The sequence below is a fragment of the Arthrobacter sp. FW306-07-I genome, assembly GCF_021800405.1.
In the GTDB taxonomy this organism is placed as follows: domain Bacteria; phylum Actinomycetota; class Actinomycetes; order Actinomycetales; family Micrococcaceae; genus Arthrobacter.
In genome coordinates this window covers 1,955,539-1,972,670 of the sequence record NZ_CP084550.1, presented here as the reverse complement: position 1 = coordinate 1,972,670, position 17,132 = coordinate 1,955,539, and the positions used below count along the sequence as shown (strand labels likewise).

General features: G+C 62.3%; 18 protein-coding genes. 9 read left to right on the top strand and 9 right to left on the bottom strand.

Features of this window, described 5'->3' with window-relative positions; translation table 11 throughout:
* Nucleotides 1-21: 21 nt before the first annotated feature.
* The 6 genes from LFT46_RS09075 to LFT46_RS09050 all read right to left on the bottom strand — a co-directional run bounded on the left by LFT46_RS09075 (nucleotide 22) and on the right by LFT46_RS09050 (nucleotide 5,954).
* Nucleotides 22-783: an EAL domain-containing protein gene (locus LFT46_RS09075; protein ID WP_236821889.1), complete on the bottom strand. Its 762-nt coding sequence runs from the start codon at nucleotides 781-783 to the stop codon at nucleotides 22-24.
* Nucleotides 743-1,462 (bottom strand): PAS domain-containing protein, encoded by a 720-nt coding sequence (locus LFT46_RS09070; protein ID WP_236821888.1) that lies wholly within the window; start codon nucleotides 1,460-1,462, stop codon nucleotides 743-745. Before LFT46_RS09070 ends, LFT46_RS09075 begins: the two co-directional genes overlap by 41 nt.
* A gap of 397 nt (nucleotides 1,463-1,859) precedes the next feature.
* Entirely contained in the window at nucleotides 1,860-2,927 is a 1,068-nt protein-coding gene (locus LFT46_RS09065; protein WP_236821887.1) for a S1C family serine protease, read from the bottom strand.
* A gap of 843 nt (nucleotides 2,928-3,770) precedes the next feature.
* Nucleotides 3,771-4,241, bottom strand: coding sequence for a hypothetical protein (locus tag LFT46_RS09060; RefSeq protein WP_236821886.1), 471 nt, complete (start codon nucleotides 4,239-4,241; stop codon nucleotides 3,771-3,773).
* 436 nt (nucleotides 4,242-4,677) lie between these two features.
* A complete protein-coding gene (locus LFT46_RS09055) occupies nucleotides 4,678-5,415 on the bottom strand; it encodes a GAF and ANTAR domain-containing protein (protein WP_236821885.1) in 738 nt (245 codons plus the stop codon).
* Between the two features lie 155 nt (nucleotides 5,416-5,570).
* Entirely contained in the window at nucleotides 5,571-5,954 is a 384-nt protein-coding gene (locus LFT46_RS09050) for a DUF1622 domain-containing protein (protein WP_236821884.1), read from the bottom strand.
* 330 nt (nucleotides 5,955-6,284) lie between these two features.
* On the opposite strand from LFT46_RS09050, the gene LFT46_RS09045 reads away from it, so the two are divergent.
* Nucleotides 6,285-8,393, top strand: a complete 2,109-nt coding sequence (locus LFT46_RS09045; RefSeq protein ID WP_236821883.1) for a transglycosylase domain-containing protein — start codon at nucleotides 6,285-6,287, stop codon at nucleotides 8,391-8,393.
* Between the two features lie 137 nt (nucleotides 8,394-8,530).
* Here the strand turns inward: LFT46_RS09045 and LFT46_RS09040 are convergent, their stop codons facing one another.
* Nucleotides 8,531-9,172: a DUF1440 domain-containing protein gene (locus LFT46_RS09040; RefSeq protein ID WP_236821882.1), complete on the bottom strand. Its 642-nt coding sequence runs from the start codon at nucleotides 9,170-9,172 to the stop codon at nucleotides 8,531-8,533.
* 453 nt (nucleotides 9,173-9,625) lie between these two features.
* On the opposite strand from LFT46_RS09040, the gene LFT46_RS09035 reads away from it, so the two are divergent.
* From LFT46_RS09035 to LFT46_RS09015, 5 genes are all read left to right on the top strand, one after another.
* The gene (locus tag LFT46_RS09035) at nucleotides 9,626-9,862 is read left to right on the top strand and encodes a hypothetical protein (protein ID WP_236821881.1); all 237 of its coding nucleotides are present in this window, start codon (nucleotides 9,626-9,628) and stop codon (nucleotides 9,860-9,862) included.
* Nucleotides 9,859-10,206, top strand: coding sequence for a hypothetical protein (locus tag LFT46_RS09030; RefSeq protein WP_236821880.1), 348 nt, complete (start codon nucleotides 9,859-9,861; stop codon nucleotides 10,204-10,206). The genes LFT46_RS09035 and LFT46_RS09030 overlap by 4 nt, the downstream gene beginning before the upstream one ends.
* 95 nt (nucleotides 10,207-10,301) lie before the next feature.
* Entirely contained in the window at nucleotides 10,302-10,712 is a 411-nt protein-coding gene (locus tag LFT46_RS09025) for a low affinity iron permease family protein (RefSeq protein ID WP_236821879.1), read from the top strand.
* 32 nt (nucleotides 10,713-10,744) lie between these two features.
* On the top strand, nucleotides 10,745-11,044 hold the full coding sequence (locus LFT46_RS09020) for a DUF4193 domain-containing protein (RefSeq protein ID WP_236821878.1): 300 nt from the start codon (nucleotides 10,745-10,747) through the stop codon (nucleotides 11,042-11,044).
* Nucleotides 11,045-11,274: 230 nt separating this feature from the next.
* On the top strand, nucleotides 11,275-11,922 hold the full coding sequence (locus tag LFT46_RS09015) for a phosphatase PAP2 family protein (protein WP_236821877.1): 648 nt from the start codon (nucleotides 11,275-11,277) through the stop codon (nucleotides 11,920-11,922).
* 136 nt (nucleotides 11,923-12,058) lie between these two features.
* Here the strand turns inward: LFT46_RS09015 and LFT46_RS09010 are convergent, their stop codons facing one another.
* On the bottom strand, nucleotides 12,059-13,150 hold the full coding sequence (locus tag LFT46_RS09010; protein WP_236821876.1) for a YihY/virulence factor BrkB family protein: 1,092 nt from the start codon (nucleotides 13,148-13,150) through the stop codon (nucleotides 12,059-12,061).
* 129 nt (nucleotides 13,151-13,279) lie between these two features.
* Here LFT46_RS09010 and LFT46_RS09005 point away from each other — a divergent pair, with 129 nt between their 5' ends.
* Together LFT46_RS09005 and LFT46_RS09000 are read left to right on the top strand one after the other, a co-directional pair.
* Nucleotides 13,280-14,353, top strand: a complete 1,074-nt coding sequence (locus LFT46_RS09005; RefSeq protein ID WP_236821875.1) for a glucose 1-dehydrogenase — start codon at nucleotides 13,280-13,282, stop codon at nucleotides 14,351-14,353.
* The gene (locus LFT46_RS09000; RefSeq protein WP_236821874.1) at nucleotides 14,346-15,311 is read left to right on the top strand and encodes an aldose 1-epimerase family protein; all 966 of its coding nucleotides are present in this window, start codon (nucleotides 14,346-14,348) and stop codon (nucleotides 15,309-15,311) included. Before LFT46_RS09005 ends, LFT46_RS09000 begins: the two co-directional genes overlap by 8 nt.
* A 119-nt stretch (nucleotides 15,312-15,430) precedes the next feature.
* Here LFT46_RS09000 and LFT46_RS08995 read toward each other — a convergent pair whose 3' ends face one another.
* Nucleotides 15,431-15,868: a MarR family transcriptional regulator gene (locus tag LFT46_RS08995; protein ID WP_236821873.1), complete on the bottom strand. Its 438-nt coding sequence runs from the start codon at nucleotides 15,866-15,868 to the stop codon at nucleotides 15,431-15,433.
* A gap of 500 nt (nucleotides 15,869-16,368) precedes the next feature.
* Here LFT46_RS08995 and LFT46_RS08990 point away from each other — a divergent pair, with 500 nt between their 5' ends.
* On the top strand, nucleotides 16,369-17,124 hold the full coding sequence (locus LFT46_RS08990) for a ZIP family metal transporter (protein WP_236821872.1): 756 nt from the start codon (nucleotides 16,369-16,371) through the stop codon (nucleotides 17,122-17,124).
* Nucleotides 17,125-17,132: the final 8 nt, after the last annotated feature.

Genomic DNA, 17,132 nt, shown 5'->3' with positions numbered 1-17,132 from the left:
CAACGGCCGGCAGGAAGACTGTCAGCAGTCTTCAGGACGGGCTGCAGGTTTGCCCGTGTTCCAGCGGGACCAGTCGTGAGAATTCAGCGAGGGGCGGCCGAGTAGATAGCCTTGGCCTGCGTGCATTCCCATTTCAGTGACAGTGGCGAGTTCCTCTGCGGTTTCAATTCCCTCTGCTACCAGTTGGGCCCCTATGCCTGCTGCGAAGCCCACCATGGCAGTGCCCAGAGCCTGCCGGGCTGGATCTGTGTCAATTCCTGCAATGACATCCCGGTCAAGTTTGATCATGTCCGGGGCGAGTTCGAGGATGTGGCGCATTGAGGCGAAACCGGCGCCGGCGTCATCCACGGCAATGCGAACCCCGAAGCTACGCAATGGTTCCAGTGCCCGGCTAAGCGACGCGTACTCGGCGACAGCATGCCGTTCCGTGACTTCGACAACGATTCGCCCGGGCGGTATTTGAGAGTGACAAAGGAGCTCGGGCAGCTTGGCATCGAGACACACGTCAGGTGAGAGGTTCACTGCAATATACAGATGCCCGGCAAGCTCTCGGCCTGCATCGAGCGCTGTTCTAAGGGCGACGAGCTCCAGCTCGATACCGAGCCCGACGGAGTCAGCGTCAGCGAAATGCGTGTCCGGCGACTTCCCCGAACCGGGAAAACGCGTCAGTGCTTCGACTCCGATGGGTATGCGCGATGAAAGCGACCAAACCGGCTGGAATGCCGTCGATAAATTCCCTTCCTCAATTAGGGGTTTGCACCTGCCGTCGGTTCTGATCGGCAACAGCGCCGGTAGTGATTCCTGGCCGAAGGGACCTGGTGCGTCCTTCCAGTCCCAGGTACTCCCCTGCTGCCCCTGTGCGGGCCTTGGCTGAGATATCAACCATTACCGGGCCTCCGAGACGGTGCCGGTATATAGTCCTGACTCCCGTCCAGTCCCCGGTTGCATCTGTTTTTCTGCTTCTATCCTGGAGCACGTCTGCGAGGTCTTCTGGGTCGATGATCCGGCTGAAGTGATGACCCACGAGCTCCGACGGTTCATAACCAACCAGGTTCAGGCTCTCGGGCCCGCAGTACGTGAATCTTCCTGCGGCATCTGTCGCCCACTGCCAGGGTATGCTTTCACTGAGGACCTTGTTCAACAGGGCACTGGTTCGTACCACTGCCAGCTTCTCTTTGTACTGGTGGGCCAGGATCAGCCACGCGAGATAGACCTCTACTGGCACGAACAACATCGCGATGAGTACAGGAACCCAGTGTCGCTGCCCTGCAACGTCGAGCCTTGGGTCGCGTCCCAGCAGCGACGGCAGCCGGACGAAACCGAACCACAATGCGTCCAGGCACAGAACCATCAACAGCCACCGAGAAGGCGCGGATGACCGTCGGCGTGTATCCAGTAAAAAACCGATAAGCTGAGCAAATCTTCCTGTTGGCGTTGACTCGATGGGGTTTTGGTCGGTCATCGTTTCTTTCACCGCTGGACCCCGCCGCGAAGGGCGACGGCTGGTAAGAAGGGTGGTCCCGAGCTCGCAGTAAGGCAGGTGCCCATGATCGCCTCGTCTAGGACCTTGCGCATAATCCACTCTCCTGATCCTCATCGAATGGAGCCACGCGTTTTCGGTAGATCAGCTACTACAGACTGCCCGTGCTCTCGAAAGTCTACAATTTCTCTGACAGGGGATTCGTACAGCCTGCGAGCCCCCAACGCTAGGGAGCCTTTCGGGCCCGAAGGTCAACGCAAGCTCGATTATCTGCATTTTAGCGGCGCCTCAATTCTTTTTAGTCCACCCGCCGGTGGGCGTTTTCTCTGCTGGCAATGGTGCTGCCCGATAAACCGCTGCCTCCTGCGGGGGCGGTTGCTCATGGTGCAGTGGCAAGGTTCCCGAGGGTGACATGCAGGGTCTGGGATGCTGAGCCGCGCTGCACCACGACGTCGACCTGCTGTCCGGGATCCTGCTTCCTTAGGGCCACGAGTAGGTCTGTAACGTTTCCAATCTGGGTTTCGGCGAATTTGGTGATGATGTCACCTGTTTTCATGCCGGCCTGGTCCGCGGGGCTGCCTGGGGAAACGTTGACGATCAGCGCTCCAGCTGTTGCGGGCAGGGAGAACCGTTGGGCGAGTTGGGGTGTGATGTCGGTGGGAACCACGCCGAGGGCTGCGTGTTTGACAGATCCGCTGGCCAGGAGTTGGTCGGCAACGTTGGTAACCGTCGATGACGGCGTGACAAACCCGATCGCGACTGCGCCGGAGCTTGGTGGCAGGTACGCCTCTGAAAGTCCGATGACCTGTCCGGTGGAGTCTGCTACTGCGCCGCCGGAGTTACCGGGAGAAATGGGGGCGTCGGTCTGCAGCAGGTCGATGGCGCCGTGAGGTGACTCCTTGGACGGCGGCATGTTCCGGTGCAGACTGGAAACAATTCCTGCAGTGACTGTTTCCTCCAACCCCAGAGGGCTTCCAATCACGACGGTCATCGAACCCACCTCCGGATCCGATGAAGCGAATTTTGCCGCTGGCAGTCCCGTCCGGTCGACTTTGATGATCCCAACGTCCGTGACATCGTCCACTCCCAGGACTGTCCCCTGGGACTGCGACCCGTCCGCGAACTGGACCTGAACATTTTTGAAGGGCTGTTTTTGCTCGTTCTCAACGACGTGTGCGTCCGTGACGATTGATCCGTCGCTGTGGTAGATGACACCGCTGCCGAGGCCAATATCTGTCCGGATTGTGACGACGGACGGTTCAACTTCCTTGACTACGCCAGGCACCGCGGGCAGTCCCCCACCTGCGGCCTGGGTTGCCGCTGGAGCGGAAATCGTGGGCGATGCCGCCGAGGAGTTGGATGTTGGCGCTGGACTCCCGGTGCAGCCGGCCAGGGCCAGTGCTGCTGCCGTGACTGCAGCTGCCGGGTAAATCCTGATGTATTTCATGGTTTACTCCTTCTTGAAAGCCCCAAGGTTGCGGCCCGTTGCGCCTTTGGAACTGTTCCGCCTCGCGCTGTGCTGTTGTGAGAAACTTGTCAACCGGCCTATCGCCCGGCTTGACTCTGACCTGACAGCCGGAGATAACTATCACACCCTGGCTTTATTCAACCGCAGTAATTGCGCAAACGCAACGGAGAGTCGCTTCCTGATGCGTGGGAATGAAGTTTCCCGCTGTCCTGCCTGCTCGTTACAGTTTCTGCCATGTATGAGGTTTTCGGGGTGAAAGTGCTTCCGGTGTCGCTGCCACAACGGGCGCGACTTAGACCCCGCAGGGCTATTTACTTTCCGACCCGAAGCCAAGTCTGGGGGCCGGGGGCTGGCTATCTCTGATTTCATCAATCGTCATTCGAAGCAGTAAGCATTGGAAGTCCGGGAGGGACCGTAACCCGCGGAGCCATTCATCAACTTCGTAGGAACGGCTTTCCCCGCCGAGACCGATGTACCGCAGCCAGAGCTCACCCGTGGAGATCGCGTAGAAGCTCATGGTGATGTTCAGGTAATGGATGACCCGGAGTTCTTCTTCGTGTGTACTCATCTCTCCACCTCAGGTCAGACAACCGGAGGGGAGGCCAGCGAGGGCCCGAGGCTTGGGCCGGGCGGCTTCCGGGTTGGCCCGACGCAGCAGGCAGGAATGCGCTGACGTCAGGCTGAAAAACCCCGTCACTCGCCAGGCGGCGAAAGGTCTGCTTATTGAGGCCCACGCGTTGGTGGACGGGGTTCGGCATGCTGCGCGATCCGTGCCCACCTCCGATAGGTCCTGGATGCGTCGTCAGGTACTGGTCTTTGGAATTAGCTGGATGGGCTCGGAGATGGAATGTAGGGTCGGTACTGGTCAAAGGTTCCGTTCTGGATGGGAACGTTGATTGTGGCCTGCTGCCCTTTCGCTGTTACCTGTAGATCGGTGCGGGCGCCGGGAGGCTCGTGTGTGCTGTTGAAGATCAGGGCTGATTGATCGAACTCGACGTGTCCGAGGGCGGGGATCTTGACTGGGTGTTGTTCGTCTGAGTCTGCCAGGACCATTTGTATGTCCGTGGGGGTGGTGTTGAAGATTGTTCCCAGGACGCGCCCGGGTTCGTTTTGGCCAGACGTCACGATCAGGACGCTCCGCAATTGCAGTCCGGAGAAGTTTAGGTCCGCGCCGAGGGCAATGGGGTCACGGTCTCCGTCCGAGGGGTTGTAGCAGCCGGTCAGCAGACCAGCTGCTATTGCCAGGGCTGGGATCAGCCGGAAGATCTTCGTGGTGCTGTTCGCGGGTTTCATGGGACTTCCTTATCGTGGTGCTCTGAACTGGTTGGCTGATCAAACCTGAAGCCGCAGGCGCAGCTGTAGGTGACGACGTCGTGCACAGCGCTGGTGCGGCTCTCGACAACGGGTCCCTGGCGGGAGGCCGTCATGGGCTCACCGCAGTGGGTGTGTGTGGTGAGCATCCGCAAGAGCTGTGAATCGGTTGCCGGCGAGGTGAGCGCCGGCCGCCGGTGTCGTTTCACGACCCGTCACGGCTTGGTTTGATCCGGGCGCAGGTGGTGAGTTTTGTATTCATGGTGCTCTCTCTTGGTGTTGGATACAGTGGTTTGAGCCTGATCGTCGACGTCGTTCCTTTGACTGGCCGGTCCCTGTAAACCCGAGGGCGTTTTTGTCCACTGACCATGGTGTCTGCCTCAACGAGACCTGCGCAGCAGGGACTGTGACGGGGGTTTTAGTCCTCGAAATGAGTTGTTACCCCGTGTCGGCCGGACACTTGGGTGATGATTTCCTCGGCCAGGTCATGCAATTTCTGGTTGCGCATACTGGACACCCGGCGAAGGATTCCGATCGCTTCTTCCTGCCCGCACCCGTTCTGCTCCATGAGCATGCCGCAGGCAATGTCGATGGCGGTCCTGGTTTCAAGGGCTGCCCGGAGGTTCCGGGCCGCCTCCTCGGCTATGGCAATCCTCAGGACCGAAGACAGTGCCCGCCCTGCCATGTCCGCAAAGACACCTGCATCCTGGATCACTTCGCCGGTGAAGGTCCCGGCTGAGGGGGCGAAGAAATCCAGGACCGCTTCGGCATCAAAACCGGACGGCATCGGCACTCCGAGTACGCTGCGGCACCCCATGGCGGCGAGACTCTCGCTGAACCGGGGCCAACGCTCATCACTGAAGACATCGTCGAGCAGCACGGGCAAGCCGGTTTCCAGCGCCAAAGCGCAGGGCCCCTTCCCGAGGCGTTGTTCCACCCGATCCAGCAGGACGGCATCATCACTGCTCCCGGCGATCGTCGTGCTGCGCTTACGCCGTCGAAGCGTCACCGCGCATTCGATTCGTTCCCCGGTCAGCCGGGTCATCACCGAGGCGCCGACGCCGGTCATGGCATCCAGAAAATCTTTGATGTCTGCCGATTCAGTGACCAGCCCGTACAGCCGCTGAAAGTCGTCCACGTGATCTTCGGCGTTCATGCTCCTACCCCTAAAAGTACGGGTGCGGACGCAGAGCCCGCACGCAGTTCCTGCCCTGTGCCAGGCCGCGGGGTCGAACCGGGCCCGCTGACGCCAGCGGCGTTGATGGTCCCGGCCAGGAAGCAGCTGGTTTCGAACATCGGCGTCGTCTCATCTCAGGCCGAGCCGGTCGTTGAGGCCGGTTCCGTGTCTTTCTGCCAGGGCCACCGGCCGGTGATCTCCAGCTCCAGGGAGAAGCTAAGGAACGTCCGGATGACCACGATCACGGCCAGGACGCCGACACTGGTGAAGGTGGGCGTCACGGCCACGGTGCGAATGATGTCCGCCGCGACGAGGAGTTCAAGACCAAGAAGGATGGAGCGTCCCAGCAACTGCCGGTACTCCTTGTACAGGGACCGGCCCGGTCGCCCGCCGCCTGCCGGGAGGTTTCGGCGCCGCAAGGCCAGCGGCACCGAGACCAGGGCCCCGATGACCATGACGGCCACGCCCGCGAAGTCCAGGTAGCGGCCTGCCGTTTCAATGATGAGTCGAAGATCCACGTCCGTCTCCCTGCAAATCCGTACTGCCCATCGCTAAAACCACGGGCAGCAGCTTTACTGATTGGTCCTGAACCTTCCGTCCCCAGGCCTGGAGGCCTTGACACAAGTTTCACGCATCAGTTGCGCATAAGCAATAAACAGTGGGCTTTCCGATACGAACTGACAGGATCGTTGTGGTCCTGTAACCCACAGCCCCGCCTGACGGAAAGGTGTGCCTTTAGGATTATTTGCATATTTTCAACTATCCCGAAGGCGTTGTCTGCTGGGCCTTGTCTCGATCCTTGTTTCGTGTGGCCCCATTGCGGGCGGCACGGACAAAGGAAGTTCTACATGCTGATCAAAGACACTCTGTGGAAAAAAGCGGTGGCCTTCATCGCGGCCGGCATTATCGGCGGCTTCCTGGTCGCCGGGCTCCTGGCCCCGGCAGCGGCGCTGGGATCGACCCTGACCGGCGCCTCCATCGACTTCTTCGATCAGCTCCCCTCGGACCTGGACCTGCAGCCGCCGGCCAGGCGATCGCAGGTGCTGGCGCAAGACGGCTCCCTCATCGCCACTTTTTACTCCCAGAACCGGACACCCGTGGAGCTGGAGCAGATGTCCGCCTTCATCCGCGACGGGATTGTTGCCATCGAGGACGCCCGATTTTACGACCATGGCGGCATCGACCCGACCGGCATCCTCCGTGCTCTCTATGTGAACGCCCAAGGCGGCCGGCAGGGCGCCTCCACAATTACCCAGCAGTATGTCAAGAACGTGCTCCTCCTCTCACCGGCGGTCGGGGCAAAGAGCGCAGAGAACACCAAGACCACCGCTTCCCGGACCATCGGCGTCAAACTTCGCGAAATGAAACTCGCCATCACGCTTGAGGAAAAATACTCCAAAGACCAAATCCTGCAGGGGTACCTGAACCTGGTCTATTTCGGCAATGGGGCCTACGGTATCCAGGCGGCAGCGAAAACATACTTCGGCGTCCCCGCCGGCGCCCTGACCCTACCGCAGGCCGCTGCACTGGCAGGCGTGGTCAACAGGCCCGCCTATTACGATCCACTCACCGAACCAGGGCATGTCGTCGACCGCCGGAATGAAGTCCTGGACAAAATGCTCCAGCAGGGATACATCTCCCCCGCCCAGCATGCCAAAGCCGCAGCGTCCCCCCTGGCCCTGGACGTCCAGCACACCCCGCAGGGCTGCGCCGAAGCCACCGCCCCCTATTTCTGCAACTACATTCAGCGGCTGATCCTCAACGACCCTACCTTCGGAGCCGACGAAGCATCCCGCCGGAAGCTCCTCTACCAAGGCGGACTGACCATCCACACCACCCTGGACCCGGACCTGCAACAAACCGCCCGGGAACAGGTCAAGGCCTCCCTGCCCGCAACAGACCCCCTGCAACGCGGGGCCGCCCTTGTCAGCATCCAGCCCGGCACCGGCAAAATCCTGACGATGGCACAGAACACCATTTACGACCCGACTCCCGGGCTCGGGCATTACACCGGGAACCTCACCCTTCCCGAGAAGGACAGTAACGGCAATTCGCTTCACGGAGCGGGCGGCTTCCAGATCGGCTCCACGATGAAACCGTTCGTTTTCGCCCAATGGCTGAACTCCGGCCGGTCCATGAACACAGTCTTGGATGGGTCGGTCCGGATCTACAAAGCCGGATACCCCTGGAAAAACAGCTGCGGCACAACAACCGGGTCCTACGATCCGGCCCTCGGCCAGACTCCCCTGCCCAACGATGACCCCAACCACTACTACCCCATGACCGTCCTGCAAGGCCTCTACCACTCCATCAACACCATCACGTTTCAGTCGGCGACCCGGCTGGACTTCTGCAACATCCAGAAAATGGCCACGGCCGCAGGAATTAAGAACGGCCACACCAACAAGCCCTACGACCTTTCCAGCATCGCAAGCCTGATCGGCACCCATGACGTTGCACCACTGGACATGGCCACCGCCTACGCCACCTTCGCCGCACACGGGGTCCGCTGCACCCCGATCGCACTGGAATCCGTCACCGGTCCGGGCGGCCACACCTACGCGGTGCCGGCTGCCGACTGCCGGCAGACCATCGACCCGGACGTCGCCGCCGGCGTCACCTACGCCCTCAAACCCGTGCTGACCAAAGGCTCGGGCTACAACATCCCCGTAAAGAAGGAACAGGACATCTTCGCCAAAACCGGCACCACCGACGGACACACCCAAACATGGACCGTAGGCGCCACCACGGGCATCGCCACCGCCTCCTGGTTCGGCAGCTACAAAGGATTCGGACCGGAATGGGCTAACGAGAACATCACCATCAACGGGAAGTACTACACAGTGCTGGACGGAGCCAACATCGCCGGCACCCAATGGGCCCACCTCATGAACGCCGCCGCCGAGCAATACCCCGGCCACCGGTTTCCCTCCCCGCCGCCGTTCATGCTGCGCTGAAGGTCACGACCGGTGAACGGGGCCCTGCATAACGTCACGCACACGCTGCCCAGGGCCGACCTAAAAGTGGCCTTGGATAGGGTCACCACTCGGACAGCCGGTAACGGTTTGGACACCAGGAATTCGGCCGACAGACCCTAGTCAACGCCTTCGGTGACCTGAGGATAGGGAACCGCGGGATCCACGAGTGCCTGGACCCCGCCGGGGATGAAACGTACATGTACCCCGTGCTCCCGGACAGCTGCGGATTGTTCCAGGACCGGCAGCACTGTCGCAGTGAAGGCGGGATCCTTCCCTGCCAGGTACCTGGCGTATGATTCCGGCAACTGCGCTGGAAGATCAGTGGTGTCTTCATCACCTAAAGGCCTGGACGAGCCGCCAGGTGCAGCAGGGGCGGGATCGGCCCGTGCCGGCTTTGGTCCTTGAAGAACGTTGCCCAGGACGGCGCCGTAGAGCAGATGGGCGGCCAGCATCGTCAGTGCCCTGCCGGTCTGGTCCCGGTGGGCAGGGGGCAGGATTCCCATGGCAGGCAGCCAGCCCTCGTATCCCGCCGCCCACACCAGTGCACCGTAAGCGAGCCCCGCTCCCGGGGTTGACTGCTTCCTGCGGGTCAGAACGTACAGACAGCCGCCGGCCACCCCGTACCCGAAGTGGGCCAGGACTGCCGCGGCGTCCCGCAGCGGCAGCGGAAGCCGGGGGAAGAACTTGTCGATAATCTTCCGGGGCGGCTCGTAGTTCATCACGCCCATGACATCGGCGGCAACGAGCAGTCCGCTCATCGCTCCTGTAGCGAGCAGGCCTGCCAAACCGCCAGCGGCCATTGTTTCCCGACTTGATCTGCTGCTATCCGTTTTCATGACTTCATGGAACCGGGATATTTGTGCTGGCGCAAGTACTAGCATGATTAAGGGGGCTTTGGCCGCCTAAATGCAATCCCTGACCAGTGAAACCTCCTGGCCGGCAGCCGTAGCGGGCGGAGGGTGCGGGTCACCCAGGAAAGCCCACGAGCAGAACTATCCCGTGGCAGCCGAATCGGGGCGGCGAAAGCACTTGCGCGCCGATAACTGTTGCGATACTGTTCATGTGACTTCCGGCTGAAAGCCATAGGGGTGATCCAGATGCAAACAGCATGCAGGCTTGTCGCCGTAACAGGAGCGGCCGGGGGACCGGCCGGGCCTCCGCGGTCGCCTTTGGCCCGCAGCGTGATGATGTCCCCCTCTTCGCCAAGGTTGGTGCAGGACCTTCCGGGGCCGCGGCAAAAGTTGCAGCTGCGGCGGGAAGGGCTGCTAAACCAGATCCATGCGGCAGACCGGCACGAACTTGGCGCTGCCGCTGAGCTCGTCGAGCAGGAGCTTGGCCCCAAACTGGTTGCCTCGCAGCATCACCGCTTCACCGGGGTTGGGCTCGGAGCAAACCTCACCACGATTGCCGGCGTTGTGGCAGTCCTGAGCCGAAAGGATGCGCGGTGAAACCTTTAGACGTGCTGAGGGCAGCGTACGGTAGTGCGGAGCTCTTCGCCCCTGGTGCGGTGGCATGCTTCCTGGTCGGACGCATCCCTGATACTCACGCCCGCACATTCATCCGTGTCCTGGGGGCACGGCACCTGCTGCAGGCCGCAGCAACCAGCACCTTCGGTGGCGGGGCTGCCCTGCGCCGCACCAGCGCCGGGGTCGATGCCCTCCATGCCCTTACGATGCTGGTCCTGGCAGCAGTGGACCGGCGGCGGAGGCACCCCGCCGTAGCCAATGCGGCCATCGCCCTGGCCTTCGCCGCAGGTGAACTCCGGCCAGTGATCCGCCGTGGCCGGCCGTAGCCAGGCAAAGCCCCGGGCAGCCATATCCGACAGTCGGGGGCGCCACCTCAGCAGACGTACTGGTCAGAGAAAATGAGTCATTCAAGGACGGGACCATGACTACCGATAAAAGCACCGCCGACAGGCCCGGTTTCTTCACCAGGTTCACCTCCAGGACGGCAAAGGTCCTGGGCCATGCCTGGGTCTTCGGCGCAGCCGTCGCCGTACTGGTCGTGTGGGCCTGCACCGGGCCGCTGCTGGGTTTTTCCAACACCTGGCAGCTGGTAATCAACACGGGCACGACGATCGTGACGTTCCTGATGGTCTTCATCATCCAGAACACCCAGAACCGGGACTCCGCAGCGTTGCACCTCAAACTCGACGCCATCATGCAAGAGCTTGAGGTCACCAGTTCCAAGCTTTACGAAGCTGAAGACGAGGGCGAGGACGAACTCGAGCGGCAGCGCAAACATATCGAAGCGCAGTCAGAAGAACAGCCCGCCAAAGAAGAGCAGCACGTGAATTAGGAGATCAAGTTCGAGAAGAAATGAGAGGCACCATGGCCAGCGATTACGACGAAGTCCGCCCTGATGTAAAAGAGTCCCAGGAAAGTTCCCTGGAAGCACTGCGGACAGAAAACACCCCCGACGCACGCAGCGTCGTGAAAGAACTCGACGAGGCCGACACCGTCGACGGCGTCGACCTGCCAGGGGATTACATCGCCGAAGAGCTGATCGTCGAAGTCGTCCCCCCAAAGAAGGATGAGTTCGTCTGCTCGTCCTGCTTCCTGGTCCACCACCGGTCCCAACTGGCCAAGGAGAAAGGCGGACATGCCTACTGCCTCGAATGCGAGGGATAAGCCGTGAAGGCCCAGTCAGCACAGGATCCGAACCAACAGTCCTGCAGCGGCCCTCGCCGGCCAGCCCGGACTGCCCGGTCCGTCACATGAAGCAGCCGATGAGCAGCGACCGGCGACCTATTACCGGGCAGAACTTGCAGAAACATTTCCGCTTAGGCGGGGGCTGCAGGGTCTCCACTGGGCGGTTCCTGGTTCTTTATGCCGTGTCCCTATGCCTGGTCCTGGCAGGCATGTCATCGTTTGTGCTGACCCTCGGGGACGTGCTGAAGGGCAGCGGGCTCGCAACCATTGACGGACCCATGACTGACTGGTTCGTCGACCACCGGACCGGTGCAGCCACGGTGGTTCTTGCCGGATTCGCCTTCGTTTTCGGGCCCCTGGCGCTTCCCGTGATCACTCTGGTGGCCGTAGTTGCGTGGGCCCTGGTGACCCGCCGGTTGTGGCGCCCGGTACTGCTGGCCGGGGCGATGCTCACCGGCGTAGTGCTTACGGAGGTCATCGCCCACGCGGTCGGGCGTTCCCGGCCTCCGGCCGACATCATGATGCTTGGCGCCGACGCGACATCCTCTTTTCCCTCCGGTCACGTCGTTGGCGCCTCGAACTTCCTGCTCATCGGCGCTTACCTGGCCTTTTCACGCTCCTCCCGAAAAATCTCCCTGATCACGGCTTTCTGTGCCGCTGCCGTTGGCCTGTGCGTGGAAGCAGCATCCCGTGTCTACCTCGGCTACCACTGGTTTACCGACACGGTGGCCTCCGCGTCGCTCTCGATCGTTCTTCTCGCAGTCGTGATCCTTCTGGACCTCAGCCGCGGTGCGCCGCGGCGCCATGAACATGGGCGGCAAGTTCCGCCGGCTATCCCCCCGCTTTCCGGGCATTGAAACGCCTTCAGATGACCCGGGGCCGCTGGCGTAGTCAGAGCCCGGGGTGGGTACTTGCCGGACAGGGGGGACCGCCTTGCGGCCTTCCGGGGGTTTCCCGGACCCCAGGTGACTGTGGTGGCGAATCCGATCCCGCCTAGGACCTTTCATCTGCTGCAGGCCCATGAGGGGAGTTGTGGTTTTCCCGGAGTTCGCGTCCGCGCCGGATTTCCTCTTCCTCCTGCTCGTGCAGTTTGTCGCTCTTCTTCGTGTCCCTGGGCGGCAATTGAATACTCACCTCCGCTTTGAAGCCGCCCTGCAGTTCCCTGCCCCGCTCTGTCTCGGCATCGAACTCCGCTCCAAAAAGCAGTGAAACATTCAAAATCCACAGCCACAGCAGCATGATGACCACGCCCCCGATGGCACCATAGGTTTTGTTGTAATGGCCGAAGTTGGCGACATAGGCAGTGAAGCCCAGAGATGCCAGCACGAAGGCCACCAGCGCGATGAAAGAGCCAGGACTCAACCATCGGAACCGGGGCTGGCGGACGTTGGGGGTGACGTAGTAAAGCACCGCAACGATGACAATAACCAGCACGATGATCACCGGCCATTTAGCGAAGTCCCACACCGTGACGAACAATCCGCCAAGTCCGAGGAGGCGTCCAGCGGCCGCGGCAACAGGGCCACTGAGCACGAGCAGGGCTGCGAGCATCGCCACGACGACCACGGCAAGAATTGTCACGGCCAGCATTGTTGCCCGGAACCTGATCAAGCCCCGGCCTTCGTCGATGTCGTAGATCCGGTTCATCGCGCGGGCGAAAGCGCTCACGTAGCCCGAGGCGGTCCAGAAGGCGCCTACGATGCCAATAGCGAGGGTGAAGCCTGCGGTCTGTGAGGTCGTTAGTTCCTGAAGGGGGCCGCGGATCACGTCCAATGTGGAGGCGGGGGCGATGCTGCGCAGAATATCCAAAAGCGCCGCCGCGGTTTTACCGGCCTGACCGAAGATCCCCAGCAGGGAAACCATGGCAAGCAGCGCAGGGAAAAGAGACAGCACGGCATAGTAGGTCAGTCCGGCGGCGAGGTCGGGGCATTGATCCTGGCTGAACTCCCGCAAAGTCCTCTTCGCGATGTATTTCCAGAACGGCTTGGTGACATCCGTCGGGCTGTCCGGTTTGCGGCCGTCGTCCGGTGCCGGAGCACGCCGCGCCGTGGTGGCGCGGGATTGGGAAGTGTCATCTAATGCCATGCCCGGACCTCCTTGCTGAGCTTAGCCGGCCCCCTTCGGACCTTTTCGCCTTCCTACATACTGTTGCACAAACGCAACTAGTGCGGGAAGCTAGGCAGTGACGGGTTTTTGATCTGAGGAGAAGAAATAATGCGCGCATTGACGGTAACTCCCGGTGAGAAGAACACGCTTCGCTTGCGGGACATCCCCGAGCCCTCCGCCGGCGAGGGCCAGGTGCTGGTGGAGGCGCTGGCTGTGGGCCTGTGTGGAACTGACAGCGAAATCATCGCCGCGGAGTACGGGGAAGCGCCGCCGGGCCAGGACTACCTGGTGCTGGGGCACGAGAACCTTGGCCGGGTGCTCGACGCCCCCTCCGGATCGGGCCTGGCCGCGGGCGACCTGGTAGTGGGTATTGTCCGCCGGCCGGACCCCGAGCCGTGCAAGGCCTGCGCCGCCGGGGAATGGGACATGTGCCTCAACGGCAAGTACACCGAGCACGGGATCAAGGGCCTGCACGGTTTCGCCCGGGAACGCTGGCGGGCGGATGCCCAGGCGACGGTGAAGCTGGACCCGGGGCTGGAGGATGTGGGTGTCCTGCTGGAGCCCACCACCATCGTGGCCAAGGCCTGGGAACAGATCAACCGGATCGGGCAGCGGGCATTTTTCGACCCCCATACCGCCGTCGTCACCGGCGCGGGCCCGGTTGGCCTGCTGGCGGCGCTGCTGGGCGTCCAGCAGGGACTGGACGTGCATGTCTTCGACATCGTCACGGACGGACCCAAACCGGAGCTTGTCCGTGACCTCGGCGCCACGTACCACAGCGAACCCCTGCCGGAGTCGGGCATCAAGCCCAACATCCTGGTTGAATGCACCGGGGTCACCCCGGTGGTCCTGGATGCATTCAAGTGCCGGGCCCAGGATGCCATCACCTGCCTGACCGGCGTTTCCGGAACAGGGAAACAAACACCTGTGGACGTGGGCGCAATCAACCGCGAGGAGGTACTGATGAACGGCGTGGTGTTCGGCAGCGTCAACGCGAACCGCCGCCACTACGACGCCGGAGCCCAGGCACTCGCTAAAGCCGACGGGGCATGGCTCCGCCGCCTCATCAGTCGCCGGGTGCCGCTGGAGAACTTCGCTGAGGCCTTCGAGCGCCGGACTGACGACGTCAAAGTCGTCCTCGACCTGTCCCGCGGGACCGATGGAGGCAGAAGCCATGCGTGAGGAGGCCCAGTGGGACACCGGGACCGGCCATTGTCTGCCCTCGGGACGTCAATATGAAATCTCTTACGACCGGCAAACGGTCCTGGTGACCGAAGTCGGGGGAGCCCTGCGGGATTACCTGCTGGACGGCCGGCCCCTGCTGGACGGATACGGTCCGGACGAGATGTGCACTGGCGCGCGGGGCCAATCGTTGATTCCCTGGCCCAACCGCATCCAGGGCGGCAGCTACGAGTGGGAAGGCCAGCAGCTGCAGCTTGACTTGAGCGAGCCGGACAAAGGCGGCGCGATCCACGGGCTCACCCGCTGGCGGAACTGGGACGCGCCCGCGGTGGAGTACACCGAAGATTCCATTTCCTTCACCTATACCCTGCACGCCTGCCAAGGCTGGCCCTGGATCCTTGACTGCCGCCTGGACTACCACCTCGGGCCGGGAGGTTTGACCGTACGGACCACGGCAATGAACCGAAGTGCATCGCGGTGCCCTTACGGGACCGGGGCACACCCGTACCTCAACCCAGGTGTCGCCACTCCCGGGGCCATCGATGCCGCGCTGGTTCAGGTGCCGGGGAGGACTTTCCTGCCCGTGGATGAGCGTGGCATCCCCACCGGGCACGAGCGGGTGGAGGGCACCGAGTATGATCTGCGGGAACTGCAGCAGCTGGGCGGCCGGCACATCGACGTTGCCTACACCGACCTTATCCGTGACGCCGACGGGCGCGCCCGGGTGAAACTGGTGCGTCCGGATAACTCCGGGGGCGTGGAACTGTGGGTGGACGGGTCCTATCCGTACCTGGAAATCTTCACCGGCGATACCCTCCCCCAGCCTGACCGGCGGCGGACCGGGCTTGGAGTGGAACCGATGACCTGCGCCCCTGACGCCTTCAACTCCGGTGAGGGGCTCATCACTCTTGAACCCGGGCAATCCCATACCGGCGAGTGGGGCATCACACCGATCTGACGGACTGACGCGAATCAGCCCGCAAGGTGAATCGACACAACTTGCACGCCAACTATTGCGAACGCGCAACTATTGGGGTTCAATGAAGACATGGCTTGCGGCATCACGACCCCGTCACTTCACGTGTTGGCTCCCAAGGTAAAGCGGCCGTCAGTGGTGCCCTGGACGCCCGCGGCGGCCGCGAAAGCCTCCAGCGCCGCAGCCAGTGCCGGCCGGCGGCCAGACGGCATCCGCGAAATGACTTCCGCAATGGCCTGCCGCCGGTGCTCGAGCACGGAATTCACCAGGGCTTTTCCTTTTGCCGTCAGTTCGAGCCGGATATATCGCCGGTCTGCAGAATCCTCCCGCCGCTCCAGCAGCTCAGCAGCGACCAGCCGGTCACAGATGCGCGTGGCGTTGGAGGCGTGCACTCCCAGCTCTGTAGCGACCCCACCCAGGTTCTGTGGTCCGCGGGTGTGGATGAGGACCAGGACCCGCAGTTGCGGGGTGTTTACCACGTCCTCGACCTCGGCAACCGAACGGGAGACCACGCGCAAGAGGGTGTCGGCGGCGCGCATTACCGCTTCAACTTCCCGGCTCGAAGGTTCCGGGACTGATTCAGATCCACCAGCAGTATCCATAAGTACCAGTTTCCTCCGATAGTTGCTTTCCCGCAAAGTTTGAAGCTCCCGCAGCGCGAGGACGGGACCATCCGGAGCAGGAGAAATTGTGAGAACACGACAGGCAGAAGGCGCCGGGGCCGGATCCATCAAGGGGATCGACCGGCTCATCAGGAATGTGCAGACCGGTCGGCCTGAACTGTCCCTTTCGGCGCTGACCGCCGTGAAGATCTTCGTTGACCGACGAGGCACCAGCGCGCGGGCGCCGGTCGCCTTCGGCCCTGTCGGCGTAGTGGCCGGGGTCGTGGAAGCGGGCCGCCGCACGGCTCCAAGATCGCGCTTCCGGCGCAGGTGGATACATGTCGCCCCCGCTAAACGCGGACAACAATCGAAAGGACTCATCCTATGAAAATCCTGATAACAGAGTCGACAACTCGCCTATTGGCAGGGGTTGCGTGATGCCGGCCTGGTTGCTGGCCTGGATGTGGGGCACCATCGCCGGCGGTGCCCTGGTTGTGGGGTGCGGCCTGGCGTGGAAGTGGAAGATTCCGTCCAAGGTGGTCTCTTCCGTGATGTCTTTTGGTGCCGGGGTTTTGATCTCTGCCCTGGCTTTTGAACTCGTGGAAGAAGCAGTGAACGGCGGGGGCCTGTGGCCCACCATCGGCGGCTTCGCCACCGGCGCCGTCGTTTATGTGGCCGCGAACGCATTGTTGGCCCGAAAAGGGGCGAAACACCGTAAACGGTCCGGCGGGAAACAGCCCTCGGAGCAGCAAAAGCCAGGCAGCGGGACCGCCATCGCCATCGGGGCTCTCCTGGACGGTATCCCGGAGTCCGTGGTTCTTGGCGTCGGCCTGGTGACCGCCGGTGCAGTCAGTCCTGCCATGCTGGCCGCCGTCTTCATCTCCAACGTTCCCGAAGGCCTCTCCAGCACCGCCGGCATGAAAAAGGCGGGTCGGAGTGCCAAATATGTATTTGGGGTGTGGGTGGGAATTGCTGTGGTCTCGGGCCTGGCAGCCTTGATCGGATTCCTTGTCCTGCAGGACGCACCCGCGGAAGTTGTCGCGTTCATCACCGCGGTGGCCGCTGGAGCGATCCTGGCCATGCTCGCCGACACGATGATCCCCGAAGCCTTCGAAGAACATCACCTGCTCACCGGCCTCATCGCGGCCGTCGGATTCCTGGCCGCCTTCACGGTTGACCAGGTAGGCGGCTGAAACACGAC